Source organism: Ruegeria sp. D6 (assembly GCF_056534365.1).
On sequence record NZ_JBQFPH010000001.1, the window covers coordinates 1,354,167 to 1,380,571 of the forward strand.

The window sequence follows — 26,405 nt, forward strand, 5'->3', positions numbered from 1 at the left end:
AGACTTACAGCGCCTTGCCTTCAACCTGAGGCTTCAGCCGATTCACGGCATTGGTTACTTCTTCATGATGGGGATGTATAGCCAGCGCACGTGAATAGGCCTCAAGTGCTTGTTCTGGCTTGCCCACGATCTCAAAGATGAGGCCAAGGCCGTAAATAGCGTCGTAGTTGTTCGGATTCAGCGTCAATGCCTGTTCAAGATCCGCCGCAGCCATGCCAAACCTGTCAATGCCGAAGAAAACCGAAGCGCGCACATGCCAACCCTCGGCAAACTCGGGTGCGTGATCGGTAAGCGCCGTCAAATGATCAAGCGCGGCCTCGACATCCCCGTCATCCAGCGCTTCGCGTCCGCGTTCCAACAGCAAATCCGCTGAAGCCGAACCTGATTGTGACCACAGCGCCTGCAATTGCCGATCCAATCCGATGGCCTGTTCGGGCGTCGATTGCGCCAGTTGCTGCAACAGTGATGCCTCGTCCCGAGAATCCGCCTGCTGCGCGATGCAACTGGTGGAAAACGTGACTATGACGGCAAGTGCCGCGACGGTACGTTTGAGATTGGTGATTGCAATACCCATAACAATGGTCAGTGTAGCGTAGCGACCGGGGATGTCCATTCACGGCGCATGAACAATATGAGGAAGACCATGAGCGATATTCTGGAAAAAGCCGCGGCGGCATTGAATGAGAAACTGTCGGGCGGCGATTTCGATGCGTCAGCCAAATTTGCCATTGCCGATCTGGGTTCTATCATTCTGGATGCAAGCGGTGCGCGGGTAAGCGACGAAGATGCTGATGTGACCCTCAGCGCCGATGCGGACACCTTTGAACAGATCCTCAGCGGTGACCTGAACCCAACCGGTGCGTTCATGTCCGGCAAGCTGAGCGTTGACGGAGACATGGGTATTGCCATGAAACTCGCCTCGGTGCTGGCCTGATGGAGTTTTCGCCGGCCCCCTTATTCGAAGACGTGGCCGGCGGCCCTGCCGATGGTGCGGCGCATTGGCTGATCACCGAAGATGGCAAACGTATCCGCGTGGCACATTGGCTGCCCGACGGCGATGCGCACGGCACGGTGATGCTTTTCCCCGGTCGCACGGAATACATCGAAAAATATGGTGATACCGCCAAGGAATTTGTGAACCGGGGCTTTGCAAGTCTCGCGGTCGATTGGCGCGGGCAAGGGCTTGCAGATCGCCTGCTGGATGATCCGCGGATCGGTCATGTCGAACAATTCACCGATTACCAGCACGACGTTCGCTCAATACTGAAACTGGCCGAACAACTGGAGTTGCCCAAGCCCTGGTACGTCATAGGCCATTCCATGGGCGGAGCTATCGGGCTTCGCGCCGTTCTGGAGGGGGCTGATTTTTCGGCCTGCGCCTTTACGGGCCCGATGTGGGGGATTTTCTTTACACCAATCATGAAGCCGCTCAGCCAGCTAACCGCCTATTGGGGCCCACGGTTGGGTTTGGGCGAGAAAACACCGCCCACCACCACGCTAGAGAGCTATGTGGCCTCACAGCCCTTCGAAGGAAACGTGCTGACACGCGATCCGGCGATGTACCGAATGATGCAGGATCAGTTGGCCGCACACCCTGAACTTGCTTTGGGCGCACCGTCTACCATCTGGCTGCGCGAGGCGCTGGATGAATGCACCTGGCTGATGGAACAGACCGCGCCCGAGATCCCTGCCCTGACCTTCTTGGGCAGCCACGAACAGATCGTGGACCGCAAGGCCATTCGGGCACGTATGGCCAACTGGCCTAGCGGTACTCTGGTCGAGATTCCCAACGGCGAACACGAAGTTCTGATGGAGGCGCCCGGGGTGCGCGGGCCGGTCTTTGATCAACTTGCTGCACATTTCGCGGCAGCCGCGGCGAAACCAAAACCCGAGCCCTGTCATTAAGGTTTGACCAGACAGCTTGCTTGTGATCCGGACACGCCGCGCCTAAATGTTTGCCAACGCAGTTTATTCGAGGTGTTCCATGCGCGACCTTCCCTTTCCCGTCCGTGATGCAAATGCAGGCGGCGGTGCCGATGATCTGGGCAATTTGCCGGAATGGGATCTGACGGACCTCTATGCCTCGGAAGATGCACCCGAACTGGCCCGCGATCTGGACTGGTTGGAGGGCGAATGTGCGTCCTTTGCCACTGATTATGAGGGTAAGCTGGCCGAATTGGACGCAGCTGGACTACTGACCTGCGTGCTGCGCAACGAAAAGATCAACGCCATCGCCGGGCGGATCATGTCCTTTGCCGGATTGCGCTATTACCAACTGACCACCGACGCGGATCGCGCCAAGTTCCTGTCTGACATGCAGGAGAAGATCACCGTCTTCACCACGCCTCTGGTGTTCTTCACGCTGGAACTGAATCGCATCGACGATGACGCGCTGGCTGCTCATTTTGCCGCCAATGCCGATCTGGCGCGATACGAGCCCGTGTTCCGTCGCATTCGCGCGATGAAACCCTATCAACTGTCTGATGAGTTGGAAAAATTCCTGCACGACCTCGGCGTTGTCGGCGACGCGTGGGAACGCCTATTCGACGAAACAATCGCGGGCCTGACCTTCACCGTCGATGGTGAAGAGCTGAACATCGAAGGTACGCTGAACCTGCTGACCGAGCAGGATCGCGCCAAGCGTGAAGCCGCAGCGCGCGAACTCGCCAACGTTTTCCAAAGCAATATCAAAACCTTCGCGCGCGTGCACAATACGCAGGCCAAGGAAAAAGAAATCGTTGACCGCTGGCGCAACATGCCAACTGCTCAGACTGGTCGCCACCTGTCGAACGATGTCGAGCCCGAAGTGGTCGAAGCCCTGCGCGAGGCCGTTGTGGCCGCCTACCCCAAGCTGAGCCATCGTTACTACGAACTGAAACGCAAATGGCTTGGTCTGGACGTGATGCAAGTGTGGGACCGTAATGCTCCGTTGCCGATGGAGGACACCCGCATCGTCGATTGGTCCGAGGCCGAGAAGACGGTGATGGACGCCTATAACGCGTTTGATCCTCGGATGGGTGAGATCGCAGCTCCCTTCTTCTCGAAGGGTTGGATCGATGCGGCCGTGAAGCCCGGAAAAGCCCCCGGCGCATTTGCGCATCCCACCGTGACCGAAGTTCATCCCTACGTGATGCTCAACTATCTGGGCAAACCGCGCGATGTGATGACCTTGGCGCATGAATTGGGCCACGGCGTGCATCAGGTATTGGCCGCCGATCAGGGCGAGATGCTTTCATCGACCCCGCTGACCTTGGCCGAAACTGCTTCGGTCTTTGGTGAAATGCTGACCTTCCGCAAAATGCTGGATCAGGCCGAGACAGCGGAACAGCGCAAGGTGCTTCTGGCCGGCAAAGTCGAGGATATGATCAACACGGTCGTTCGCCAGATCGCCTTCTATGACTTTGAATGCAAACTGCACGCCGCCCGTCGTGAGGGCGAGCTGACACCAGACGATATCAACGCCCTTTGGATGAGCGTTCAGGCTGAAAGCCTTGGCCCCGCATTCGAATTCATGGACGGGTACGAGACTTTCTGGGCCTATATCCCGCACTTCGTCCACTCGCCGTTCTACGTCTATGCCTATGCCTTCGGTGATGGCCTCGTGAACGCGCTGTATTCGGTCTACGAAAGCGGTGCGGACGGGTTTGAGGACAAGTATTTCGAAATGCTGCGCGCCGGTGGCTCCAAGCACCATAAAGAGCTTCTGGCCCCGTTCGGACTGGACGCCAGCGACCCTGAGTTCTGGGACAAAGGCCTGTCGATGATCTCGGGCTTTATTGACGAACTGGAAGCGATGGAAAGCTAATGTTGAAAGGCAGCCTGTATGGCTGCCTCATTTCTCTTTGGCGGATTTCATGGTCGTCACGAAAATGGCCGTAACAATCAATGCTGCGCCGACAATCGCAAGCGGTGTGATCGTTGCGCCCAGAAACAGTGTCGAGTTGACAAAGGTGAACACAACCGAGGCGGCGAATAGCAACGTCGCCGTCAATGTCGACACGCGGGCGGCGGCCTCGTACCAAAGATAATAGGCAAGCGCGGTCGGCAAAACGCCCAGAAGGATCAAGAAGATCACGTCGTTTGCGGTCGGCATCTGAATAGAAAAAGCCGCCAGTGGCACCAGCAAAACGCCCGAACACAAAAAGATGCCAAACAGAAAGTTCAATCTTTCGGCAGTGGTCTCGGATGACTGCATCGCGCGGCTGCTGGAAATCAGGAACACCGCCCAGCTAAGTCCCGCCCCGATTTCCATCAGATCGCCCAGCAGGGGTTCTCCCCCGCCTTGAAAATCCCGATAGACGGTCAGAAACACACCGAGGATCGCCAGCAGGGTCGCCAATACATCAGTCCGGCCAACGGTGGTATCCGCGAAGAAATACAGAAATATCAACACGAAGAACGGCGCGGTATTCTCAAGCACCATCGCATTAGCAGCACCTGTATGTTCCAAACCTATGTGGAACAGGATATAGTTCACCACCGTCGACAACACCGCCAGCCGGAAGTTCCAATCCCTGTACTGGATCGAAACCCGTGCGCCCATCACCCGCAACATGCAGTAAATCGCAAAAGCAGCAATGAACAGGCGAGACACGGCAATCTGTAACCCGCCGAGATCACTAGTCAAATATCGCACGATAACGCTGTGCGTGCCCCATAGAAACGCGGCTAGGAACCCAAGAACCAACCCGTTTTGCAGTACTGATCTCTGCGGCTGATCCTTCACCGGGTGCTCCTCGCGTTATTTCAACTGACTGTCTTTCGAACCCCGCCGATTGATCCCGCCGCGAGATTTGAAGCTGCTGTCACGCTCTTGCTGGCAATCCAGGCACAGCTTTACGCCGGGCAGAGCAAGGCGGCGTTTTTCGGGGATCGGTTCTTCGCATTCGGCACAATGGGTCAGGCTTTCGCCCACAGGTCGCTTTTGCGCCTGCATCCGCGCCAGTTCATCTGAAATCGACGCTTCGATCTGTTCACTCACCGCGCCATCGCGCGCCCAGCCGCCTGCCATTTAGCCCTCCTGATCCGGTCGGGACAGGATACGCGAGACACCACAGGCGTGGCAAGCTAGAGCGAAACGGCGGCGTCAAAGACCTGATCGATAACCTCTTGTGTGCCCCTCACGAATTCCAACGAACAGGGATATTCAACCCCTTCGCGAACCGATCGGCAGAACGCTTCGACCTGCAATTGATAGTGGTTGTCCGCAGGAAACCGGGGCACCAGAACCTCAAGGCCCGGTCGGTGCAGTTCAACCCGCGCCTCGCCGAACACACGGGCATTGAACGGAGCGGTTAGACGGATCATGCCACCTTCTCCGTGAAACACCATTTCCTGATGTGGATGCATGCGTGTTGAGACGTAGGCGGAATAGGTAAATTCGGGAAACTGCGCGCGTATTTCGGTGAAGACATCCACGTCATTTTCCCACCGGATCGCACCGCTGACCAAGACCGGCTCTTGCCCAGTCGCAAACCGAGCGCTGCCGATAACATACACCCCGATGTCACGCAGCCCGCCCCCACCGGTTTCCGCACGGTTGCGGATGTTGCCCGTGTCCGCCCGGTTGTCATAGCTGAACGCCCCGGTGACATGGACCAGCCGGCCGATCGCTCCGTCCGCGATCAGTTTACGGGTCAGATGCCACTGAGGGTGATGCACGATCATATATGCTTCGGCAGCCAGCAAACCCGTCTGGTCCCTCTTTGCGATCAGCGCGTCAAATTCATCAGCCCGCATGGTCATCGGCTTTTCGCACAGCACATGCTTGCCCGCATCCAGCGCCTTCAGGCTCCATTCGACGTGAAGATGGTTGGGCAGCGGGATGTACACCGCCTCAATCTCAGGATCGGCTAGCAATGCCTCATAGCTGCTGTAGACATTCAAATCAGGGCAATATCTGGCAAAGGGCTCGGCCTTGGCCGGATCCGAGGTCGCCAACCCCGCCAGCCGCGCGCCCTCTGCCGCATGGATGGCGGGCGCCATGTGTTGTCGTGCGAATCTGGCTGCACCCAGAACACCCCAATTGACCGGTTTATGCATGCGCCCCCCCCAAAAATTGATGTAACCCGCTCACGGCGAGCTCAATGTAATTCAGTTCCTGATCTGTCTATCAACCACCTGCCAATAAGTCAGTCCTTTCTCTATCTATTTGAAAATCATACGCCTCGGTAAATTTTTTGATGAGATTAAAAAACCCCGATAACCTTATACTTTATATCGATAATCTAAAATCGATCGGCGTCAAACCTGCCCTCGCAAATCAGTTTTGTTGATCCAGTCTAATACTGCCGCCGTAGCTTAAACATCGACTGAATCATGCTCGGATGGTGCTCTGGCAACATCCGGAGCAACGGCAAACAGGGTGGGAGGCTTACTGAAATGCCAGCAACACATACGATTACAGGAACAGTGCTAAAAAGCGGTGTTCCCGGAACGTTTGACAGCGACAATCAGGATTTCGACATTCTCCGCGAAGCGGTTATTGCAGCCGGGCTGGCGGAAACGCTGGACAATCCTGAGGCAGAACTGACCGTCTTTGCCCCAAATGACGCCGCCTTTATTACTCTGGCACAAACGCTTGGGTATAAAGGGGATGACGAGGCTGGAGCATTGGGCCACATCATCAAGGCGCTCACCCTGCTTGGCGGCGGAGACCCCATCCCTTTGCTAACCAACATTTTGAAGTATCACGTGGTCGATGGTGAGTTCGACAGCACCACAGTGGTCGGTCTAGGCGACGGGGCTGAAATCCAAACTCTGCTTGGGTCGTCAGTCGAACTGAACCTTGAAAGCGATCCCCCCAGTCTGGGCGATGCCGATCCGGGCATCGACGATCCCGGCTTGATCGCGTTCGACGTGGATGCGTCAAACGGTATCATTCACGTACTTGACGGCGTACTTCTACCCGTCTCGGTGTCGGGCATTCTGGGCAAAAAGAACACGGACTTTATCCTAGGTGACAGCAGCGATGAATTCATCTTTACCGGACGCGGCAAAGACTTTGTTCACGGTGATGGTGGCAATGACGTGATCAACACCGGCTCGGGCAATGATGTGGCGCTTGGCGGTGCCGGGAACGACATAATCTTCGGGGGGCGCGGAAAGGATATTCTGCGTGGCGATGAAGGCCATGACAAAATCTTCGGAGGCCGAGGGAAAGACATCATCGACGGCGGCGAAGGCAATGACAAACTCTTTGGTGGGCGCGGTAAGGACACGTTTGTGTTCGATGAAGGCGACGGTCACGACTGGATTGTCGATTTCCGCGTCGGCAAGGACAAGATCGACCTGTCCGAATACGATGGCATTACCAGCTTTGAGGACATCGAAGACGATATCGACGGTAAGTTCTTCGGGACCAAGATCGAATTGGACGACGGAGACAGCATCTATCTATCAGGCGTCTGGGCAAGCCACCTGTCCGAGTCCGATTTCATTTTCGCATAACAAAAAAAATCAGCCCGCTCATATGGCGGGCTGATATCAGTCTGGGGTTAGTTTGAACCCAGCATACCTTTTTCGCGCGCAAGCTCTCGCATCTTCTTTTGCAGCTTCTCGAACGCGCGCACTTCGATCTGACGAATACGTTCACGGCTGACATTGTACTGCGTGCTCAGCTCTTCCAGCGTAACAGCCTGGTCCATCAGACGGCGCTGAGTCAGGATGTCTTTCTCGCGATCGTTCAGAACATCCAGCGCAGCAGCGAGCAATTCGCGCCGGGCTTCCAATTCATCGCGCGCCTCGTAGTCACCAGCCTGATCGGCATCTTCATCTTCCAGCCAATCCTGCCACTGCATGGTGCCTTCGCCTTCGGACCCCACGGTCGCGTTCAGCGACGCATCGCCACCGGACATCCGACGGTTCATGCTGATCACTTCTTCCTCGGTCACTCCGAGGTCTTCTGCAATCTTGGCCACGTTTTCAGGACGCAAATCACCCTCTTCCAGCGCGCCAATGCGTGCCTTTGCTTTACGCAGGTTGAAGAACAGCTTTTTCTGCGCTGATGTTGTACCCAGTTTCACCATCGACCACGACCGAAGGACGTATTCCTGGATCGAAGCGCGGATCCACCACATGGCATAGGTCGCCAGCCGGAAGCCTTTTTCGGGGTCGAATTTCTTGACCGCCTGCATCAGGCCCACATTGGCCTCGGAAATCACCTCGGCCTGCGGCAGGCCATAACCGCGATATCCCATGGCGATCTTGGCCGCCAGACGCAGGTGTGACGTGACCATTTTATGCGCGGCCTCGGTATCCTGTTCCTCGACCCAGCGCTTGGCCAGCATATATTCTTCCTCCGGCTCCAGCAGAGGAAACTTGCGAATCTCCTGCATATAGCGGTTCAGCCCACCCTCGGGTGTCGGCGCTGGAAGATTTGAGTAATTTGCCATTTATTTCTGCCCCTTGGACAAATGTTTAAGCCCTTAACATGGGATATGGGTACCAGACCCAATACATTCAAGAGGATCTGTTAACAGTCTGAGATTAACCCTATGTAAAGGAAAGCTGAAAAGGCCTTTTTCACAAGCCTTTGCAGTTTATTTCAGTGGTTTTCTGAGATTTTCCAGCAGGTCCGCCATATCCTGCGGCAGCGGGGCTTCAAAACGTAATGCCTGGCCCGAAACCGGGTGTTCGAAGCCTAACACTGCTGCGTGCAGAGCTTGGCGGGGGAAAGCCTGCACCACCTCGGCGGCCTCGGGCGTGAATGACCGCGCAGCCAGTTTGCGCTTTCCGCCGTAAACCGGGTCTCCGACAAGCCCGTGGCCGGCATGGGCCATATGGACACGGATTTGATGCGTTCGGCCCGTCTCAAGCCAGCATTCGATCAGAGAGAGGCTGCCCGGCGTTCCAAAAACCTCGACAATCCGTGCGCGCGTTACCGCATGGCGCCCACCGTGAAACAACACAGCCTGCTTTTGTCGATCGGTCTTGTGCCGTGCCAGCTGTGTCGCCAGACGCATGATGTTGCCCGGCTCAAAGCTGACACCCTTGATCCCGCGCAGACGTGGATCATTGGCATCAGGCACGCCATAGCAAATCGCGCGATAATAACGCTCGACACTATGCGCCTCGAACTGAGCGGCCAGCCCGTGATGCGCCGCATCTGACTTGGCCACCACCAGCAATCCGCTGGTCTCCTTATCGATCCGGTGCACGATGCCCGGACGCTTGACGCCGCCCACGCCTGAAAGATCATCACCACAATGATGCAGCAACGCATTCACCAGCGTCCCGTTCGGAGACCCCGGAGCCGGATGTACCACCATTCCCGCAGGTTTGTTGATCACGATCAGATCGTCATCCTCAAAGACGACCTCCAGCGGGATATCTTCGGGACCGATGTGGCTGTTCTCAGCCTCGGCCACGGTGATCCCGATCTGCGCACCTTCGGCAATCTTGGCTTTGGGGTCTTCGACTACCGCACCATCGACAGTCACGGCCCCTTCATTGATCAGTCGGGCCAGCCGGGTGCGCGACAGGTTCTCTTCCGCTGGCACATCCCGCGCAAGCGCCTTATCAAGGCGGGGCGGCGGAGCGGCCGCGATATGAAACTCTATCAGGCGGGTGCCCATGACTGTCCCTTCCGAACCTCAGGAACCGCAGGAAACACCGCAGCTTCGACTGCTGCGGCGGATGGTCATGCTGTTGACCGCGGTAATGATTGGCGGGGTTCTAGTGACATTCGCCTTGATTGTCATCCGCCTATCGGACCGAACTCCGACTCTGCCGGATCAGATAGACCTGCCGGATGGTGCAAAGGCCCAGGCCGTGACCATCGGCAACAACTGGTATGCGATCGTGACCGACGACAATCGCATTCTGATCTTCGACAAGACGACCGGAAAACTGCGCCAAGAGGTTACGCTGAACTAGTTTACGCCTGACTCGAAAGTCGATTCAGTTGATTGGTGAACCGCTTGTGGGGCGGATACAGGTCGCGCGCTTTCTCAAGATAGGGGCGTGCCTTGTTCTTGTTGCCGCGACGCATGTGAATCTGGCCCGCCATGCCCTGAATGACTACGGTGACTTCATCCAGATCGGCAGCTTTCAGAATGAACTTTTCACCCTGACCGGTCTTGCCCGTCCGCTCTAGCAAGCGCCCCATGGCAAACAGAAGAAACGGGCTTTCCGGGTCACAAGCTAGCGCCTCTAACATCGCTCGATGCGCAGCTACGGTATCGCCTTCTACTTCGTAAAGTTCGGACAGCCGCTTTTGGTACAAGGCACTTTCCGGCACTCCAGCCACGATCTGGCGGATTTTATCGATCGCCTGAGCTCCGGATATTTCCCCTAGATGCCTCTGTAGTATCACCCTCGCGCCCAACAATCGCGGGTCGTCTGCTGGTACGTCGTGAACCTCATCGAGTGAGGTTGAAAGCGCTTCCAATCTTTGTTGGTGATCAAAGATACGACTTGCGCGTTGATCCAGCGCCAACTCGGCCCAATCCAAGCGTATGAAATCGAAGTTGCAAGGACGCCTGACAACAACCTTGCGCTGAACCAGATACAGGTTATTGAACGGTGAAAATCGGCGTTGCCGAACGACCTTCTGCAACGACCAATCCACAGGCGGCATTAGCCTAAGCGCAAGTTGGGCGCGGTAGAGCATTCTGGACCCCAGCACCACAACATCCGGCCGTAAGGGTTTGGACCAGAACGCTTTAGCAAAGTGCAGCGTCGCCGCACCGCGCTTGCCCTGCATGCCAAGAACAGCGCCGCGCAACGCGCACAAAACAGAATAGTCTTCGGGCCAGAGATGCGGGTTCTGCAATCCCTCTTTGGCATGTGCCTCGCTTTCCTGCCACTTCGACAGGTAAAAACAGTTCAGGGATTGCAGAAGTGGCATAAAGGCGTTGTCGGCCCCGGCGTCCAGAATAGGTTTCGCACTATCATACGCCTCTTCGCAGCGATCCTGCGCTGACAGATATTGCACCGCCTTTGAATAGATATGCGCCGCCTCTGAGGGATTTGGAAAGGCCGATGGCCCCTTCGCAACCCGTTCGATGAACCGCGCATTGGCCGCCTGCATCTCATCCTTGGACAATACATCGCGGAACACTTTACGCTGCTGCCCCGAAATCCGGGCTGCAGCCATTGAAAAGCCAGATATGTGTGGCGCAATCACCTGATCCGCCCGTGACATCGCAAAAAGCTCCAGAAAGTCCCGCTGCGCCCGGGTCAGAGCCGACAGATCAGCGATATCCGACATCTGCATGAGCTCCGGAAACCGTTGCTTGAAACGGTCTATCACCTCTGGCTGATCCGAAAACATGATCGCCGTCTGGCCCTTGGATTTCTCCAGATGGGCCTCGTAAAACTCGTCAGGTTCGATCTTGGCGGGCCAGATCGAATGCTTCCATGGTAATCCGTTCAGGATTTCTCCGCGCCGAATGTGGTAAGCCGAAACCCCCTGCCCCGAGAGCTTCTGATCCGCGCGATCCATGATCTGACGAACCTCATCCACAAATCCTACGCTTTGTATGAAATCGCGATAGCGGGGATGGATGGTTTCGATCTCTTCCCACGGGAAGACCAATATCTCGTTCGCTTCTTCGACCAGAACCGAACGGCCAGAAGCCAAATGGTCGATCAGCCGCTCGGGCGATGGATCGTGTTGGAAGGCCCAAATTGGCAGAGCGGTCGCGCTTATCGTGTCGAACTCTGCCTGATCAAGGAAATGCGCATCCATCCAGTCTTTGGTGAATAACTCCTCGGGATGATCCAACTCCGGCGCATTGGCGCCTTGCGGGAACCAGTTCACCCGGTAGTCTGTCCCAAAGTCTTCGGCCAGACGGATACAGGTCAGGATCATCAGCAGGCGCGCGCCCAAACAATCCGTACGCTGACCAATGAAAACGCCACGCGTTTGGATCATTGCGCGATCCGGGTGGTCAATGCCGTGCCAATTATTCCAATTATCTGATACATACAGACATTCCCAAACCACGTTCGCCTAAGGTCTTACACAACCGCTACAGATGAGGCGAGATGCGAAAAACGCGGTGTTTCGCAATTTGTTGCAACACAAGGTTAAGCAACCACCGGACGGGCCTGCGACAAGTCCGTAGAAATGCGAATGGCCTGCGAGATCAAGTTTAGGCGCGCGATTGAGCGCTGGGAAATGATATCCGCCGGAATGCGTGTGGCCGCTGCCAAGGCGCCCGTCAGTGAAACGCCGACATCCGTTGTCAACACGCGCAGCGCGGTGGTCAGGTTCAGATCGGCCCCGGCCAGGGTTCCATCCGGTAAGGTCAGCCTGCTGTTTTCACGTTGGATGACACGCCCTTCCAGCTTGAATTCCCGCAGATCCGTTCCAGCAACGGCCATCGCGTCGCTCACCAGAAACAGATGCCCCGGCCCCTGTTTAGCTGCAAAGGCGGTGCGCATCGACTGCGGGTGAACATGGATTGCATCCGCTATCAACCCGGCAGACATCGCACCGCTGGACAAGACTGCGCCAACCAGCCCCGGTTCGCGGTTGCCCAACTGACTCATCGCGTTAAACAAATGGGTGGCGCAGTGCGCGCCCGCCTGTGCGTAAGCCACACAGGTCTGAAACTCGGCATCACTGTGCCCCAACGACACGATGACCCCCGCCTTGCTGAGCGTTTCGACCTGAGCAATCGTGACACTTTCAGGCGCAAGCGTGACCATCAATGCAGGCAACGCCCCTGCCGCTTCTATCAGCTGTGCAAGATCAGCGTCCTGCATCCGGCGGATCAGCCCGCCGTCATGCGCGCCCTTGCGTCGCACCGAGAGATGCGGCCCCTCAAGATGCAAGCCGACAATCCCCTGAACTCCGCGCTGAATGGCAAGAGAAGCAGCAGAAATGGCAGCCGTTGTCTTTTCGGGCGTGTCCGTGATCAGCGTCGGAAGGATCGACGTCGCGCCAAGCTTGCGATGAGCCGCCGCAATACGCTGTAATGTCTCGACCGATGGATCGTCGTTGAACATGACGCCTCCGCCGCCATTCACCTGCAAATCTACATAGCCGGGGCTTAAAATATCGCCCGACAGATCCTGAACCATCTCATCCGAAGGCAACTCGGCTTCGGGCAAAATACTGTCGAGCAGCCCGCCGACGAAACGGGCGGCGTGGCCGTCCTTCAGGGTTTTACCATCAAAGATAAGCCCGCCCGCGAAGGTGATCGTCGCATCGGTCATACCGTCTCCGTCACTTTCCGCAGGTGACGCGGTGCATCGGGATTGATGCCCCGGCGCGTGGCCACAGTTTCGACCATACCGTAGAACGAAGCGATTGAGGCTACCGGATCTGTCATCCAGTGCGTGGTGCGGACATGTGGTAGCCTCACGGCATCAGACACCTGATTGGTCGTTGCGAAGACTTTTGCGCCCTTAGCTGCGAGCGCATCGGCGACTTCGGCGATGTTGGCCTCAGCCGCGTCTCCGGACGAGAACGCAATCACCGGAAAGCCCTGATCCACGATCGAAACCGGGCCATGCAGAACTTCGGCCGAGGAATAGCTTTCCGCATGAATCTGGCAGGTTTCCTTGAATTTCAGCGCCGCCTCATTCGAAATTGCCCAGGACATCCCACGTCCCAACGTGAACAGGGATTGTCCATCGACTGCCTCGACCACCGCGCTCCAATCGCAGGTGATCGCCCGCGATAAATCTTCCGGCAATTTGTGAATTGCAGCCAGCAAAGTGTCATCACCCTTTACCTCGGCCAACAGCCAAAGCCCGGCGACCAGAGAGGTGACGAAAGTCTTGGTGGCAGCCACGCTAAGTTCGGGGCCTGCAAGGATGGGCAGAGCCGAGGTGGCGTTCTGGGCCAGTGCAGACGTGGTATCGTTCGTGATCGCCACCGAATACGCGCCGCCTTCTGTCAGGGACTTCGTCAGCTGTACGATGTCGGGGCTTTGACCCGATTGGGATACCGAAATACACAGCGCACCGGGGCATCGCATATCGACCCCGTAGATCGATTTCACGCTCGGCCCAACCGAGGCCATGGGCAGGCCCAGCAGCAGTTCCGAAGCGTATTTCAGATAGCTGCAAGCATGGTCCGACGAACCTCGCGCAACCGAAATCAGGAAGCCGGGATCGTGCGCGCGGATCGCGCTGGCCGTCTTTGTAATCGCCGTGGCACCATCAGTGAGAAGCCGATCAACGGCAAAAGGTATCTCATTGATTTCCTGCCGCATTTGAGTTGTATCGCTGGACATGAGCCCCGCCTTTCAGGTTGACAGACGCAGCTCTGCTACGAAATCGTAGGCATCGCCGTGATAGATGGATCGGGTCAGTTCAGCAACGCGCCCGCTTTCTAGGTATGAGGTCCGCTGAATGCGCAGCCCCGCCGTACCTTCTGCAACATCAAGCAAGCCAGCCTCGGTTGCTTCGAGATTGATGGCCGAGATTTTCTGGATCGCACGCACCGGGCGATTGCCCGAGTGTTCGAGAAAGGCGTAGAGCGATCCGGTAACCTCAGTCGGGTTAGGTAATATATCCAGCGGCAACGCCGCGCGTTCCAGCGCCATCGGTCGCCCGCCAGCCGCGCGCAGACGATGAATGCGGGCGACCTGATCACTCGCCGATAGGCCCAGCGCCAGCATCTCATCAGGTGACGGCAGGAATATTCCGCGCTCCAACCAGGTTGAGGTCGTTTCAAAACCCCGCCGCTCCATGTCTTCGGTGAACGAAGTCAGGTGCGACAGCGACTGCTCAACCCGCGCAACGGGTTGGCGCACGAAAGACCCCGAGCCCTGCCGCTGTTCGATCGCGCCCTTGCGCACAAGTTCCTGAATGGCCTTACGGACCGTCACCCGCGACAGGTCCGTCAGTTCGGCAATCTCGCGCTCGGGCGGGAGTGAACTGTTCGGGGCCAGAATACCCTCTTCGATCCCCTGCTCCAGCCGCTGCCGCAACTGCACGTAACGCGGACCGGCAGTCTGACCCAGCCAACCCTCGGGCCGCAAGAAGTCAGCAACGCTCATGTCGGGTCTCCTTTTGAAAGGCGTGGGCCAACGCGATGGCACCGGTCAACGGATCGCCCAGCGGGTCGGCCAATTCCTGTTGCATCTGTGCGGGAAGAAATTCCGCGTATTGCGGGCCGATGCCGCCGGTCAGGCAGATCGAAAGGCCGGGCATCCAGCCCATCGCCAACATCTGATCTGTCAGATATTGTGCACTATCCTCCATGATCGACAGCGCAAGTGCATCTCCTTGCTTTGCGTGTTGCGTGACAACAGGCGCCAGCGCTCCGAACTCGGTAGGCGACATCTTGGAGGCGGTCCTGACAATCCCAGCAGCGCCATCAAAACGCGACAACAGGCTGTCCGCCAATTCAGACGCAGGCTTCAGAGCGTCCACAAAGTCAAGCGTACAGGCCAAAGCCCGCCGCCCAACCCATTGCGCCGAGGCCTGATCCCCGAGAACAGGTCCCCAGCCCCCGGCAAATGACCTGCAATCCCCATTCTGGACCGCCAGAAAAGAACCCGTTCCGCAATGCGCTACGAATCCGTCTTTCGAGCCCAACGCACCACGTAATGCGGCGGGCCTGTCATCTTCAATCAGAACATGGTCAAATGGCAGCTTTTCTGCCAGCCGATCAGCCAGCGCGCGCCCCGTGATACCGGCCAGCCCCAAGTAGGCTGGCGCACGAGCGATTTGAGTTGCCTCTAGTCCGGCACGTCGGGCCAAAGCAGCAATTCCGTGCATCAACTCAGCGCAGGCTGCGTCAAAATCGGTTGATACATTTGACGCACCAACCTCGACACACTGAACCGCAGAGCCGTCTGAAACAGCAAGACGGCAGCGTGTTCCACCGCCATCAGCGGCCAGCACAATGGTATCAGAAGGGCGACTCATGGAGATACCTTTATAATACCTATTTCTAATTTTGAAGACCAAATTCCACAATAATGCAGTAATAGTTGTCTAAATCTTGAAAATAGTGGGTATAAAAATAAAATGGTAGACTAATGGTATCTAAAAGGTATGATATTCAAAATCTCGGGGGAGAATCACGTGACCAAGCCAGTTACCGAACAGCTACATCAAGACGCGATCGGACTTGACGCCCGACCGCTGACTGAGGTAGCCGAGCTGCTGGCCCGCTCGCAAGCCGACGCTGCCGCTGCCCCGCTTTCCTCGCTGCCCACCCTCTGCGCAGGCGCAAAAGCTATGGCGCAATCCATCCGATCGGGCGGGGTTTTGCGCTATTTGGCGGCAGGCTCTTCCGGCTTGATGGCCGCCTCGGATGCGCTGGAACTGGGGGGAACTTTTTCGATACCAGCCCGCCAGATTCGCATCCACATGGCAGGTGGATTGCCCTCAGGGGTAGAGATGCCGGGAGATGTCGAAGATGCCACCGACAGCCTTGCCCGAGACCTGGCCGATCTTTCTGCCAAAGACACCTTGATCACCGTCTCGGCCAGCGGAACCACACCGTACACAACCGCAGCAGCGCGGATCGCGCGGGACAGAGGCGCCACAGTTATCGGCATTGCCAATAACGGGGGCACCGAACTGTTGCAGCTTTCTGACCATCCAATCCTGCTTTCCACACCACCTGAACTGATCTCGGGCTCTACCCGCATGGGCGCTGGTACAGCGCAGAAAATCGCACTGAACATGCTTTCGACGCTGATGGCGATGGAGCTGGGGCATATTCAGGACGGCATGATGATCAATTTGCGCGCTGACAATGACAAGCTACGCGCCCGAGCCAACGGGATCGTCTGTCAGTTGACCGGTGTTTCCTCCGCGCAGGCTACAAAGGCGTTGACTGCGGCAGAGGGCAACCTCAAATGCGCGGCCCTTTTGGCTGTAGGCGCAGGGTCCCTGGACGCGGCGCAAGCAATGCTAAGCAACACCGACGATCACCTCCGCCCTGCGCTGGAGCGGATGAAACAAAACCAAGAAACCATCAACCTGGGAGATATCAAATGACACGCAAAGTTCTGAGCCTTGCCATGATGAGCACGGCGCTGGTCACAAGCGCCTATGCGCAAGAGGCCACTTTGACCATCGAAAGTTGGCGAAACGACGATCTGGCGTTGTGGCAGGAAAAGATCATTCCGGCGTTCGAGGCCGAGAATCCCGGCATCAAAGTAATATTCTCGCCCTCTGCACCGGCAGAATACAACGCTGTCTTAAACTCAAAGCTCGAGGCCGGATCGGCTGGCGATCTGATTACCTGCCGTCCGTTTGATGCCTCGCTTGCACTATACGAGTCGGGGCACCTGACCGATCTGTCTGATCTTGAGGCCATGGGAAACTTCTCGGACGTGGCCAAATCTGCGTGGCAAACCGATGACGGTTCAGCCAGTTTCTGCGTCCCGATGGCGTCAGTGATTCACGGCTTCATCTACAACAAAGATGCGTTCAATGAGTTGGGCATCGAAGTTCCAACTACCGAAGCTGAGTTCTTTGCCGCCCTCGATAAGATCAAGGAAGACGGTACCTATATCCCGATGGCGATGGGCACCAATGACCAGTGGGAAGCCGCAACGATGGGCTATAACAACATCGGCCCGAACTACTGGAAGGGTGAAGAAGGTCGTCAGGCGCTGATCAAAGGCGAGCAGAAGCTAACCGACCCCCAGTGGGTCGCCCCGTATGCGACACTGGCCAAGTGGGCCGACTATCTCGGCGACGGGTATGAAGCGCAAACCTATCCCGACAGCCAGAACCTGTTCACGCTGGGTCGTGCAGCGGTCTATCCAGCAGGCAGCTGGGAAATCTCGGGCTTCAACACGCAGGCCGATTTCGAAATGGGCGCCTTTAAGCCACCGGTCCAGAACGCGGGCGACACCTGCTATATTTCGGACCACACCGATATCGGCATCGGCATGAACGCGGCGAGCGAAAACCAAGAAGCTGCACGCACCTTCCTGGCTTGGGTCGCAAGCCCGGAGTTCGCCAGCATCTTCGGTAACGCCCTACCCGGCTTCTTCCCGCTGTCCAGCACTCCGGTCGAGCTGGAAGATCCACTGGCCAAGGAAATCGTCGGTTGGCGGGATGAGTGCGAAAGCACAATCCGCTCGACATACCAAATCCTGTCGCGCGGCACGCCGAACCTCGAAAACGAGACTTGGGGTGCATCCGTTGCAGCCATCAAGGGTGCCGAGACACCCGAAGCACTGGGTCAGCAACTGCAAGACGGTCTGGCCAGCTGGTACGCACCGCATCAGTAACAACTAGGCCACTCACACCGGACGCGGCTACCGCGTCGCGTCCGGACCTTTCCCCCGGAGATTCCCATGCAGACCCGCCGCATACGCTGGCACATTGCCGTTTTCCTCGCCCCTGCGGCGCTGGTCTACACGGCAGTGATGATCTTCCCCTTGTTCAACACACTGCGCCTCGCACTGTTCTCCGAGGTTGATCAGACACGTATCTACGTGGGCTTGCAGAATTTCCGCACCCTGTTCTTCGATCCGATCTGGTCCGAGCAGTTCTGGAACGCTTTGGGCAACAACTTCTGGTTCTTCCTGATCCACATGCTGGTTCAGAACCCCATCGGCATCGCTTTGGCCGCGCTTTTGTCGCATCCACGCTTGCGGTTTGCCGCGCTCTATCGGTCCGCGATCTTCATTCCGACCATTCTGAGCTTTGTGATCGTCGGTTTCGCGTGGAAGCTGATATTGTCCCCGCTTTGGGGCATCGCACCTTCAATGCTGGACGCCATTGGTTTGAAGTCGCTGTTTGCACCATGGCTGGGCAAGGAAGAATACGCGCTGACAACACTGGCACTTGTCTCGGTCTGGCAATTCGTCGGCATCCCGATGATGTTGATCTACGCCGCCCTGCTGTCGATCCCCGAAGAGATCCTTGAAGCCGGAGAAATAGACGGCATCACCGGTGCTTCGGCGTTCTGGAAGATCAAGCTGCCGTTGATCATTCCCTCGATTGGCATCATCTCGATCCTGACTTTCGTCGGCAATTTCAACGCGTTCGACCTGATCTATGTCTCGCAGGGCGCGCTGGCGGGCCCAGATTTCTCAACCGACATCCTCGGCACCTTCATGTACCGCACGTTCTTCGGCTTCCAACTGCAATTGGGCGACCCGCATATGGGCTCCGCTATCGCAGGCGCCATGTTCGCCATCATTCTCGTGGGTGTCTGCATCTACCTCTTCGGCATCCAGACCCGGATGCGCCGGTATCAGCTGTGAGGGTGAACGCATGAACAAAGCACGCCATAACCCGCTGAACACGGCTGCCATGCACGGGGCGCTGATCCTCTATACCCTGATCGCCCTGTTCCCGGTCTTCGTGATCATCATCAACAGCTTCAAAACCCGACGCTCGATCTTCCGCGAGCCGCTCGCCATGCCCGATGCCGAAAGCTTTTCTCTCATCGGTTACCAGACGGTTATGAAACAAGGGGATTTCTTCCTTTATTTCCAAAACTCGCTGATCGTGACCGTGGTGTCGCTGGCCTTCGTTCTGCTGTTCGGCGCCATGGCTGCCTTTGCCCTGAGCGAATACAAATTCAAGGGCAACACTCTGATGGGCCTCTATCTGGCGCTTGGGATTATGATCCCGATCCGCATCGGCACCGTGGCGATACTTGAGATGATGGTGGCAACCGGGTTGGTGAACACCCTTTGGGCCCTGATCCTTGTCTATACCGCGCAAGGTCTGCCGCTAGCCGTGTTCATCCTGTCAGAATTTATGCGGCAGGTCTCGGATGATCTGAAGAACGCAGGCCGCGTCGACGGGCTGTCCGAATACACCATATTCTTCCGATTGGTCCTACCGCTGGTCCGCCCCGCCATGGCGACCGTGGCCGTGTTCAACATGATCCCCATCTGGAACGACCTCTGGTTCCCGCTGATCCTTGCCCCGGCCGAGGAAACCAAAACACTGACGCTGGGCAGCCAGGTCTTTATCGGCCAGTTCGTCACCGACTGGAACGCGGTTCTGTCGGCGCTCAGCATGGCGATCCTGCCGGTGCTGGTGCTCTATGTCATCTTCTCGCGCCAGCTGATCCGCGGCATTACTTCAGGAGCTGTCAAATGACCAAAGTTCTGATCGCTGGCCTTGGTAATATGGGGCTGAGCCACGCTTTGGCGCACCATCAGCACCCGGACGCTGAAGTCGTGGGGCTGGTGAACCGGTCTGGCCGCGTGGATCATCCTGGCCTGACAGGCTATCCAGCCTATTCTGAGTTTCACACCGCTCTGGCCGAGACCAAGCCCGATCTGGTGGTCGTGGCGACCTACTCCGACAGCCACGCCGATTTCGCCTGCGCGGCGATGGAGGCCGGGGCGCATGTATTTGTCGAAAAGCCGCTAGCGACCACTGTGGCAGATGCCAAGCGCGTTGTCGAAAAGGCCATTGAAACCGACCGCAAACTGGTGATCGGTTACATCCTGCGCCACCATCCTTCGTGGATGCGCCTGATCGCCGAGGCGCGCGACCTTGGCGGGCCTTACGTCTTCCGACTGAATCTCAACCAACAAAGCAGCGGGGCCGATTGGGAAACACACAAAGCTCTGATGCAGACCACCTCGCCCATCGTCGATTGTGGTGTGCATTATGTCGACGTGATGTGTCAGATCACTGACTCCGACCCCGTGCGAGTCCACGGCATGGGCCTGCGCCTAAGCGATGAGATCGCCGAAGACATGTACAACTACGGCCAGTTTCAGGTGGTCTTCGAGGATGGCTCGGTCGGCTGGTATGAGGCCGGTTGGGGCCCGATGATGTCCGAAACTGCGTTCTTCGTGAAAGACATCGTGTCGCCCAACGGCTCGGTCTCGATCACCGATGGAAACAAGGGCGCTTCCGCCGACATCGACGGACACACCAAGGTTGGCGGCCTTCTGGTCCATCGCCCCGATGGCGACCAGACAATCGACATGCCCGATGAGCCCGGCCATCAGCAGCTCTGCGATGCCGAACAAGCCTATATGCTGCGCGCCATCGCCGAGGACATCGACCTGACCCGCCATATGAACGACGCCGTGCAATCGCTGGCCATCTGTCTAGCTGCCGATGAAAGCATCCGCACTGGCCAACCCATTTCGCTGAAAGAGGCACGCACATGACCGCCCTGACGCTGACAAACGTGAACAAGTCCTTCGGCACTGTCGAGGTACTGAAAGATATTAACATCGAAGTCGAAGACGGAGAATTCGTCGTCTTCGTCGGCCCCTCCGGCTGCGGCAAGTCCACCCTGCTACGCGTGATCGCGGGGCTGGAGGACGTGACCTCGGGCGAAGTGCGCATTGGCGGAGAGCTAATGAACCTCACCCCACCCTCCAAACGCGGCATCGCCATGGTGTTCCAAAGCTACGCGCTCTATCCCCACCTGAATGTGCGCAAGAACATGTCGCTGGCACTGAAACAGGAAGGACAGAGCAAGCAGGTCATCGAAGAACGCGTCGCCAAGGCCAGCAAGATGCTGAACCTTGAGCCCTATATCGACCGTTACCCCTCAGAACTGTCAGGCGGCCAGCGCCAACGTGTCGCCATCGGGCGTGCCATTGTGCGTGAACCCAAACTGTTTCTGTTTGACGAACCCTTATCCAATCTGGACGCCGCCCTGCGTATGAATACGCGACTGGAAATCGCCAACCTGCATCAGCAGCTCGATGCATCGATGATCTACGTCACTCACGACCAGACCGAGGCGATGACACTCGCTGACAAGATCGTCGTCCTGCGCGACGGGCGCGTTGAACAGGTTGGCAGCCCGATGGAGCTATATAATAACCCCGCCAACCAGTTCGTCGCGGGTTTCCTTGGCGCTCCGTCGATGAATTTCTTCCCCGCCAGCGTGATCGGCGACAGCGCGGACACAACATTGGGCATCCGCCCAGAGGACTTGTACTTATCCGACGAAGGCCCCCTGACCGCAAACGTGACCCATGTTGAGCATCTGGGTGGAGACACAAACGTGATCGCGATGATGCAAGATCACCAGATCACCGCGCGCCTGTTCGGCCAGCATCAGGTCAACGCTGGTGAATCCGTCCATTTCGGCTACGCCCATGATCGAACCTATCGCTTCAACCAACAGGGCGCCCGTCTCACCTGACAATTTCGGGTAACGATTTCAGGATGTTGGTGCGGTCGAGAAGACACACTGTGTGCAGCAGAGCGTTGCAGGCTGAGGCACGAACAATTTATATTCAACAACTTACCAGAGGCACCGTTGCCAGTCGCCGCATGCTGATGCAGAGAAACGCAAGTCAAATGTGGGGCTAATTGTGGGGCCAAAGGTAAGGAAATGAGTAGAGCAAGAAACAAACTAAGTGCGTCAAAGGTAAAGAACTTTGAAGCTGGAACCCTATACGATGGTGGCGGTCTGCAACTTGAAAAGACATCCCGAAGCTCCGGGAAATGGATCTACCGCTACAGCCGTTTTAGCAAAAGAAGAGATATGGGATTGGGGCCCTATCCCAGCGTTAGTTTGGCTGGTGCCCGCGTGGCGCGTGACCATTGGGAAAGCGTCAAGAACAATGGTTTTGATCCAATTGACGTTAGAGAAGAAGAATTAGCACAAAAGAAAATCGAACAGAGTGCTTTTGATCCGATTTTCGTAGACGCTGTGTCAAACTGCCTCCAACACAATGCGGCCAAATTGAAGAACGGTGGGGTTGCCGGTAGGTGGCGCTCTCCATTGGACACGCATGTAATTCCAAAATTGGGAAAGCGGCGTGTTTCCTCGTTAAACATCCATGACATCATCCAAGTGTTGAAACCAATTTGGAAAAACCACAAACCGACCGCCGACAAAGTAGTTCAAATAACCAGAATGGTATTGAACTTCTGCTTGGATCAAGGCGCCAAAGTAGACCCTCTCATCGTGAATAAAGCGGTAGGCCGTCTCCCAATTGTCAATCATAAGACTGAAAACATCGAAGCCACAACTTGGCAGGACGTGCCCGCCTTGTACCTCCGTTTGAATAAGCCGACGTCGAGCCATCTTGCCCTGAGGTTATTGATCCTGACGGCACAACGGGCTGACAGTGATTGTGGAGCAAAGTTTGACGAGATTGAAGGTAACGTTTGGACCGTGCCGGCGGAGCGCATGAAAAATCCGGAGACCCAAGCGCAGGACTTTCGCGTTCCTTTGTCACCTGAGGCGCTGCGTATTGTAGAGGAATGCAAGAAACGACGAAAAAACGGTTTCCTATTTCCAGGGCACCGGAATAAACCGGTTCATGGGAATGCTCTCCTAAAGGCACTTGATGGCCTAGGAGAACCAGGCCGACCTCACGGTTTTCGAAGCAGTTTCAAAGACTGGCAGCGTGAAAATCGTCCGGGGCTTGAAGCGATTTCGGAATCCTGCCTTGCTCACAAAGTTGGAAACAAGACAGAGCGGTCTTACCAGAGATCAGATTTACTAGAGCCTCGGCGAAGACTGACAACCGAATGGTCAAGTTTTGTGATCGGTAGTGCAGGCTGAATCGCCCGTCAATTCCTGATTCAAGATCTGCTAACTGAACACAACGTTATGGGCAATTCGAAAGCGCGGCCAACTCCACACATACGTGGAGGCTAGAGGGCAACGGTCTTTCGAAAACGCCATTGAAATGCTTGTTCAGTTCTTCTGGCAGAGCGGAAATGTGCTGATGGCTGGCTTGTCGAAGTGTAGCTTTCGGCACACGGCCCAACTTTTCCGATTTGTATAGCCGCTTCGATGCAACCGGGCATCGCTATCATTCGCAGCGGACACACAAACTGATGGATTCTGTTCGTAGAATGTTGCTAAGGTGCACACAATCAGAAGTGTGCAAGGTAAATCAGGCAACAATATGTGGAACTGGGATCAAGGGCGGCTCGACTATTTCCAATTCGACAATTTGAAAAAAATTGCCCGTTTTGCACTCAAAAACGATCTGCGGCAAGCCGGGCGTGACACACTTGTACCCGCGACTGGATTACCGTTTCTACCCGAGCATTACCATCCTTGGCGAAATTACAGCCGCGTCTTCCGTCTTTCCATGATTTGTGCTCAGAAAGGATCCGGTTCAGAAGCGACCCCAATTGCAAAACTTCTTGCTTCTGATGGCTCAATCACAACTGATGAGTACTTTCATTTCCTGGCGGAAGCGACAACGGATCCCTCCCCCGCTCTACAGGGGTGGGACAGTACCGCTGCGCTTCGTTATCCTTTGCTATTTTCCTTAAAGTTTTTGCTGGCGCGTTGCGCTTTAGGGTTTGATACAACCGATATCTCTCAGATTGCAGGCTCATACGAAAAGTCTGGCTTTGTTGGAGATGAAGACCAATCTGCATACATCAAATTGGTCAAAGCAGACCACGACATGACTTCCGTTCCTCGCCAAGCAGCCGAGAGTATCCAAGTCATCGCCCAGATATCCTACTTGTCCTTGGATAAGCGCACCATAACGGTATCGTTAAATCCGCAGGATGCGCTCAACATATTTGAACAGCTTTCCTTGATAGGCGGAACCCCATTACCCGACGGTGCCGACGAGGTCTTCAGGCTAACATCTTTGTTCCAATCTGCGATTGATGAGCTGGAACTCAACTACGACTCTACCGTGCTAAGCGATGTCGCAGATGCAGGCTTCACCGACGATATAGAATTCTCCGAAGGTAAAAAGATTCGCAAGACACACCTAGTCATCGAACGAAACGGCAAGCTTCGCAAAGAGTTCTTCAAGGCAAACCCTACAGCTACCTGCGACATGTGTGCACTGAACACAAATCAAGCTTACCCATGGGTTGAAAGAGTGCTTGACATTCATCATTTGTTGCCGCTTTGTTCTGGTGCGAGAACTTCGAAATCCGGAACACTTCTGGATGACCTTGTGGCTCTGTGCCCAACATGCCACAGAGCGGTTCATCGGTTCTATGACGGCTGGCTGAAAGAAGCGGGCAAGAAAGATTTCGCGGATTCAGACGAAGCAAGAATGGTCTATGAAAAGGCCAAATCACTACATGAGGCGGAGAAGTAATGCTCAAAGAAAACCCAGAATTTCTGTCTCAAGAAGCGCTTTATTCAGAACAATCTGCTCTCATGGCATCTTCCCACGAGCGTGAGAATATCGCCGACCTTATGGCTAAGCGTGGTTGGACAATCGACGATCTCGTCTATGAGAAAAGCCGTGCTCTGTCGTGGACTGGTTCCAAACCGCCGAGCTTGAAGTCCTTCAAGAAAATTGGTCGGGGCATCCCCTTAGTTTCGTTCTTCACCGGCTGCGGTGGCATGGATCTTGGATTTGAAGCTGTTGGATTCGACAACCAAGCAGCATTCGAGTTCAACGAAATCTTCTGCAAAACACTCAGAGTGAACCGACCGAAGTGGAACGTCTTTGGCCCCCCCCACTACAACGGAGATGTGTCAAAAACAGCGGAAATCGTCGAACAACTCGCGCCTTTGATCTCGTCACCATTCGAAGGTGTTTTTGTCGGGGGACCACCATGTCAGCCATTCTCGATTGCTGCAAACCAAAGATTCTCTAAGTCTGGTGAAAATTTCAAGCGCGTCGGCTTTGAACATCAGCAAAACGGGAACTTATTGTTTGATTTTGTTGATCTCGTTATTCACTTCAAACCAGCGGCCTTTGTCATTGAAAATGTTCCTGGCCTTCGAGATCTGGATGATGGAAAGCAGTTGGGAGAGGCTATCCGCGCACTTCAGAAGGAAGGTTACAATGTTGAGGAACCCGAGGTGTGGGACGCTGCTGACTATGGAATTCCGCAATACCGCCATCGAATGTTCGTCGTAGGTTCACGAAAGCTTGGACTTTTTGAGATGCCCCAAAAGCGGGAGCATATCGGATGCGGTAGTGTGTTGTCACACCTACCTGCTGAAGGCACAGAAAACCATGAAACCCGGAAGCACTTCGTTGGTTCTGTTGCAAGGTATCGGGTTCTCGACTACGGGAAACGAGACCAATTGGGGCGAGTGGACAGGCTGACCCCTACACGTCCTTCTAAAACTGTAATTGCGGGCGGCACGAACGGGGGCGGTAGATCTCATCTGCATCCTGAAATCCCTCGAACCTTAAGCGTTCGTGAATGCGCTAGATTGCAAACATTCCCAGACAACTACAAGTTTATCGGTCCGACGGCCCGCCAGTTTACCCAGGTCGGGAATGCAGTCCCGCCTGTGCTTGCGGCAACTTTGGCAACTCAAATTGCTAAGGCATTCTTCTGATAATTGCGCGCAGTCTAAAGCCATCTTCACCCCAAAAATGGGCTATTGCTTCGACCTGAAAACAAGAACAGTAGACGGCTAGAAAGCGATGCTAGTATGGAGACATTCTAAATTCTTAGGGCGAGGTTTCCTCAAATATGCTTCGATTTGCCCACCACCGACGATCAAACTTCTAGCCAGCTTCGTCAGCTCGTGATTTATGTTAGGCCGAGGATGGGAAAGTCAGAGCGACGCAACTGCTAGAATCAACCTAGTGATCCTCAGCCTCACAGTGTCTTTACGTAGGATT

General features: G+C 55.9%; 25 protein-coding genes. 14 read left to right on the forward strand and 11 right to left on the reverse strand.

From position 1 onward, the window contains the following. Window positions 1–4: 4 nt before the first annotated feature. Entirely contained in the window at window positions 5–613 is a 609-nt protein-coding gene (locus ACR0A1_RS06720; protein ID WP_170405089.1) for a tetratricopeptide repeat protein, read from the reverse strand. A 30-nt stretch (window positions 614–643) separates the two neighbouring features. Here ACR0A1_RS06720 and ACR0A1_RS06725 point away from each other — a divergent pair, with 30 nt between their 5' ends. The 3 genes from ACR0A1_RS06725 to ACR0A1_RS06735 all read left to right on the forward strand — a co-directional run bounded on the left by ACR0A1_RS06725 (window position 644) and on the right by ACR0A1_RS06735 (window position 3,805). Then, window positions 644–934, forward strand: coding sequence for an SCP2 sterol-binding domain-containing protein (locus ACR0A1_RS06725; protein WP_170393409.1), 291 nt, complete (start codon window positions 644–646; stop codon window positions 932–934). Next, window positions 934–1,905, forward strand: a complete 972-nt coding sequence (locus ACR0A1_RS06730) for an alpha/beta fold hydrolase (RefSeq protein WP_480866730.1) — start codon at window positions 934–936, stop codon at window positions 1,903–1,905. The genes ACR0A1_RS06725 and ACR0A1_RS06730 overlap by 1 nt, the downstream gene beginning before the upstream one ends. A gap of 79 nt (window positions 1,906–1,984) precedes the next feature. Beyond that, the gene (locus ACR0A1_RS06735; RefSeq protein WP_480866732.1) at window positions 1,985–3,805 is read left to right on the forward strand and encodes a M3 family oligoendopeptidase; all 1,821 of its coding nucleotides are present in this window, start codon (window positions 1,985–1,987) and stop codon (window positions 3,803–3,805) included. A 27-nt stretch (window positions 3,806–3,832) separates the two neighbouring features. Here ACR0A1_RS06735 and ACR0A1_RS06740 read toward each other — a convergent pair whose 3' ends face one another. The 3 genes from ACR0A1_RS06740 to ACR0A1_RS06750 are packed head-to-tail and all read right to left on the reverse strand — an operon-like array spanning window position 3,833 to window position 6,042. Continuing rightward, entirely contained in the window at window positions 3,833–4,726 is an 894-nt protein-coding gene (locus ACR0A1_RS06740; RefSeq protein WP_480866734.1) for a DMT family transporter, read from the reverse strand. A 15-nt stretch (window positions 4,727–4,741) separates the two neighbouring features. Then, window positions 4,742–5,011, reverse strand: coding sequence for a DksA/TraR family C4-type zinc finger protein (locus ACR0A1_RS06745; RefSeq protein WP_170393417.1), 270 nt, complete (start codon window positions 5,009–5,011; stop codon window positions 4,742–4,744). Between the two features lie 56 nt (window positions 5,012–5,067). Then, window positions 5,068–6,042 carry a Gfo/Idh/MocA family protein gene (locus ACR0A1_RS06750; RefSeq protein WP_480866736.1) on the reverse strand — a complete coding sequence of 325 codons (975 nt, stop codon included), beginning with the start codon at window positions 6,040–6,042 and terminating at the stop codon, window positions 5,068–5,070. Window positions 6,043–6,381: 339 nt separating this feature from the next. Here ACR0A1_RS06750 and ACR0A1_RS06755 point away from each other — a divergent pair, with 339 nt between their 5' ends. Then, the gene (locus ACR0A1_RS06755; protein WP_480762310.1) at window positions 6,382–7,449 is read left to right on the forward strand and encodes a fasciclin domain-containing protein; all 1,068 of its coding nucleotides are present in this window, start codon (window positions 6,382–6,384) and stop codon (window positions 7,447–7,449) included. Between the two features lie 47 nt (window positions 7,450–7,496). On the opposite strand, the gene rpoH is transcribed toward ACR0A1_RS06755, so the two are convergent. Both rpoH and ACR0A1_RS06765 read right to left on the reverse strand, forming a co-directional pair. Continuing rightward, window positions 7,497–8,393 carry an RNA polymerase sigma factor RpoH gene (gene rpoH / locus ACR0A1_RS06760; RefSeq protein WP_170393423.1) on the reverse strand — a complete coding sequence of 299 codons (897 nt, stop codon included), beginning with the start codon at window positions 8,391–8,393 and terminating at the stop codon, window positions 7,497–7,499. 147 nt (window positions 8,394–8,540) lie between these two features. Further along, entirely contained in the window at window positions 8,541–9,575 is a 1,035-nt protein-coding gene (locus tag ACR0A1_RS06765) for an RluA family pseudouridine synthase (protein ID WP_480866739.1), read from the reverse strand. Between ACR0A1_RS06765 and ACR0A1_RS06770 the strand changes: the two genes are divergently transcribed. After that, window positions 9,574–9,876, forward strand: coding sequence for a DUF6476 family protein (locus ACR0A1_RS06770; protein ID WP_170393427.1), 303 nt, complete (start codon window positions 9,574–9,576; stop codon window positions 9,874–9,876). The genes ACR0A1_RS06765 and ACR0A1_RS06770 overlap by 2 nt on opposite strands. 1 nt (window position 9,877) lies before the next feature. Here the strand turns inward: ACR0A1_RS06770 and ACR0A1_RS06775 are convergent, their stop codons facing one another. The 5 genes from ACR0A1_RS06775 to ACR0A1_RS06795 all read right to left on the reverse strand — a co-directional run bounded on the left by ACR0A1_RS06775 (window position 9,878) and on the right by ACR0A1_RS06795 (window position 15,834). Beyond that, on the reverse strand, window positions 9,878–11,878 hold the full coding sequence (locus ACR0A1_RS06775; RefSeq protein ID WP_480866741.1) for a hypothetical protein: 2,001 nt from the start codon (window positions 11,876–11,878) through the stop codon (window positions 9,878–9,880). A 155-nt stretch (window positions 11,879–12,033) separates the two neighbouring features. Next, window positions 12,034–13,167, reverse strand: a complete 1,134-nt coding sequence (gene nagA, locus ACR0A1_RS06780) for an N-acetylglucosamine-6-phosphate deacetylase (RefSeq protein WP_480866743.1) — start codon at window positions 13,165–13,167, stop codon at window positions 12,034–12,036. Continuing rightward, window positions 13,164–14,192 carry an SIS domain-containing protein gene (locus ACR0A1_RS06785; RefSeq protein WP_170662214.1) on the reverse strand — a complete coding sequence of 343 codons (1,029 nt, stop codon included), beginning with the start codon at window positions 14,190–14,192 and terminating at the stop codon, window positions 13,164–13,166. Before ACR0A1_RS06785 ends, nagA begins: the two co-directional genes overlap by 4 nt. 12 nt (window positions 14,193–14,204) lie before the next feature. After that, complete coding sequence (locus ACR0A1_RS06790) at window positions 14,205–14,960, reverse strand: GntR family transcriptional regulator (protein WP_170583864.1); 756 nt, start codon at window positions 14,958–14,960, stop codon at window positions 14,205–14,207. Beyond that, window positions 14,947–15,834, reverse strand: a complete 888-nt coding sequence (locus ACR0A1_RS06795; RefSeq protein ID WP_480753610.1) for a glucosamine kinase nucleotide-binding domain-containing protein — start codon at window positions 15,832–15,834, stop codon at window positions 14,947–14,949. The genes ACR0A1_RS06790 and ACR0A1_RS06795 overlap by 14 nt, the downstream gene beginning before the upstream one ends. A 159-nt stretch (window positions 15,835–15,993) precedes the next feature. On the opposite strand from ACR0A1_RS06795, the gene ACR0A1_RS06800 reads away from it, so the two are divergent. From ACR0A1_RS06800 to ACR0A1_RS06840, 9 genes are all read left to right on the forward strand, one after another. Beyond that, window positions 15,994–16,917 carry an N-acetylmuramic acid 6-phosphate etherase gene (locus ACR0A1_RS06800; protein ID WP_170421117.1) on the forward strand — a complete coding sequence of 308 codons (924 nt, stop codon included), beginning with the start codon at window positions 15,994–15,996 and terminating at the stop codon, window positions 16,915–16,917. Then, the gene (locus ACR0A1_RS06805) at window positions 16,914–18,164 is read left to right on the forward strand and encodes an ABC transporter substrate-binding protein (protein ID WP_170405048.1); all 1,251 of its coding nucleotides are present in this window, start codon (window positions 16,914–16,916) and stop codon (window positions 18,162–18,164) included. Before ACR0A1_RS06800 ends, ACR0A1_RS06805 begins: the two co-directional genes overlap by 4 nt. 66 nt (window positions 18,165–18,230) lie before the next feature. Further along, complete coding sequence (locus ACR0A1_RS06810; RefSeq protein WP_480866746.1) at window positions 18,231–19,145, forward strand: carbohydrate ABC transporter permease; 915 nt, start codon at window positions 18,231–18,233, stop codon at window positions 19,143–19,145. Window positions 19,146–19,155: 10 nt separating this feature from the next. Next, window positions 19,156–19,995 (forward strand): carbohydrate ABC transporter permease, encoded by an 840-nt coding sequence (locus ACR0A1_RS06815; RefSeq protein WP_170421113.1) that lies wholly within the window; start codon window positions 19,156–19,158, stop codon window positions 19,993–19,995. Then, window positions 19,992–21,026 carry a Gfo/Idh/MocA family protein gene (locus ACR0A1_RS06820; protein ID WP_480866748.1) on the forward strand — a complete coding sequence of 345 codons (1,035 nt, stop codon included), beginning with the start codon at window positions 19,992–19,994 and terminating at the stop codon, window positions 21,024–21,026. The genes ACR0A1_RS06815 and ACR0A1_RS06820 overlap by 4 nt, the downstream gene beginning before the upstream one ends. Then, window positions 21,023–22,018 (forward strand): ABC transporter ATP-binding protein, encoded by a 996-nt coding sequence (locus tag ACR0A1_RS06825; protein WP_480866750.1) that lies wholly within the window; start codon window positions 21,023–21,025, stop codon window positions 22,016–22,018. The genes ACR0A1_RS06820 and ACR0A1_RS06825 overlap by 4 nt, the downstream gene beginning before the upstream one ends. A gap of 192 nt (window positions 22,019–22,210) precedes the next feature. Continuing rightward, window positions 22,211–23,392 carry a tyrosine-type recombinase/integrase gene (locus ACR0A1_RS06830; protein WP_480866752.1) on the forward strand — a complete coding sequence of 394 codons (1,182 nt, stop codon included), beginning with the start codon at window positions 22,211–22,213 and terminating at the stop codon, window positions 23,390–23,392. Window positions 23,393–23,741: 349 nt separating this feature from the next. Next, window positions 23,742–24,911 carry an HNH endonuclease gene (locus tag ACR0A1_RS06835; RefSeq protein ID WP_480753622.1) on the forward strand — a complete coding sequence of 390 codons (1,170 nt, stop codon included), beginning with the start codon at window positions 23,742–23,744 and terminating at the stop codon, window positions 24,909–24,911. Then, complete coding sequence (locus ACR0A1_RS06840; protein WP_480753626.1) at window positions 24,911–26,116, forward strand: DNA cytosine methyltransferase; 1,206 nt, start codon at window positions 24,911–24,913, stop codon at window positions 26,114–26,116. Before ACR0A1_RS06835 ends, ACR0A1_RS06840 begins: the two co-directional genes overlap by 1 nt. Window positions 26,117–26,405 lie beyond the last annotated feature (289 nt).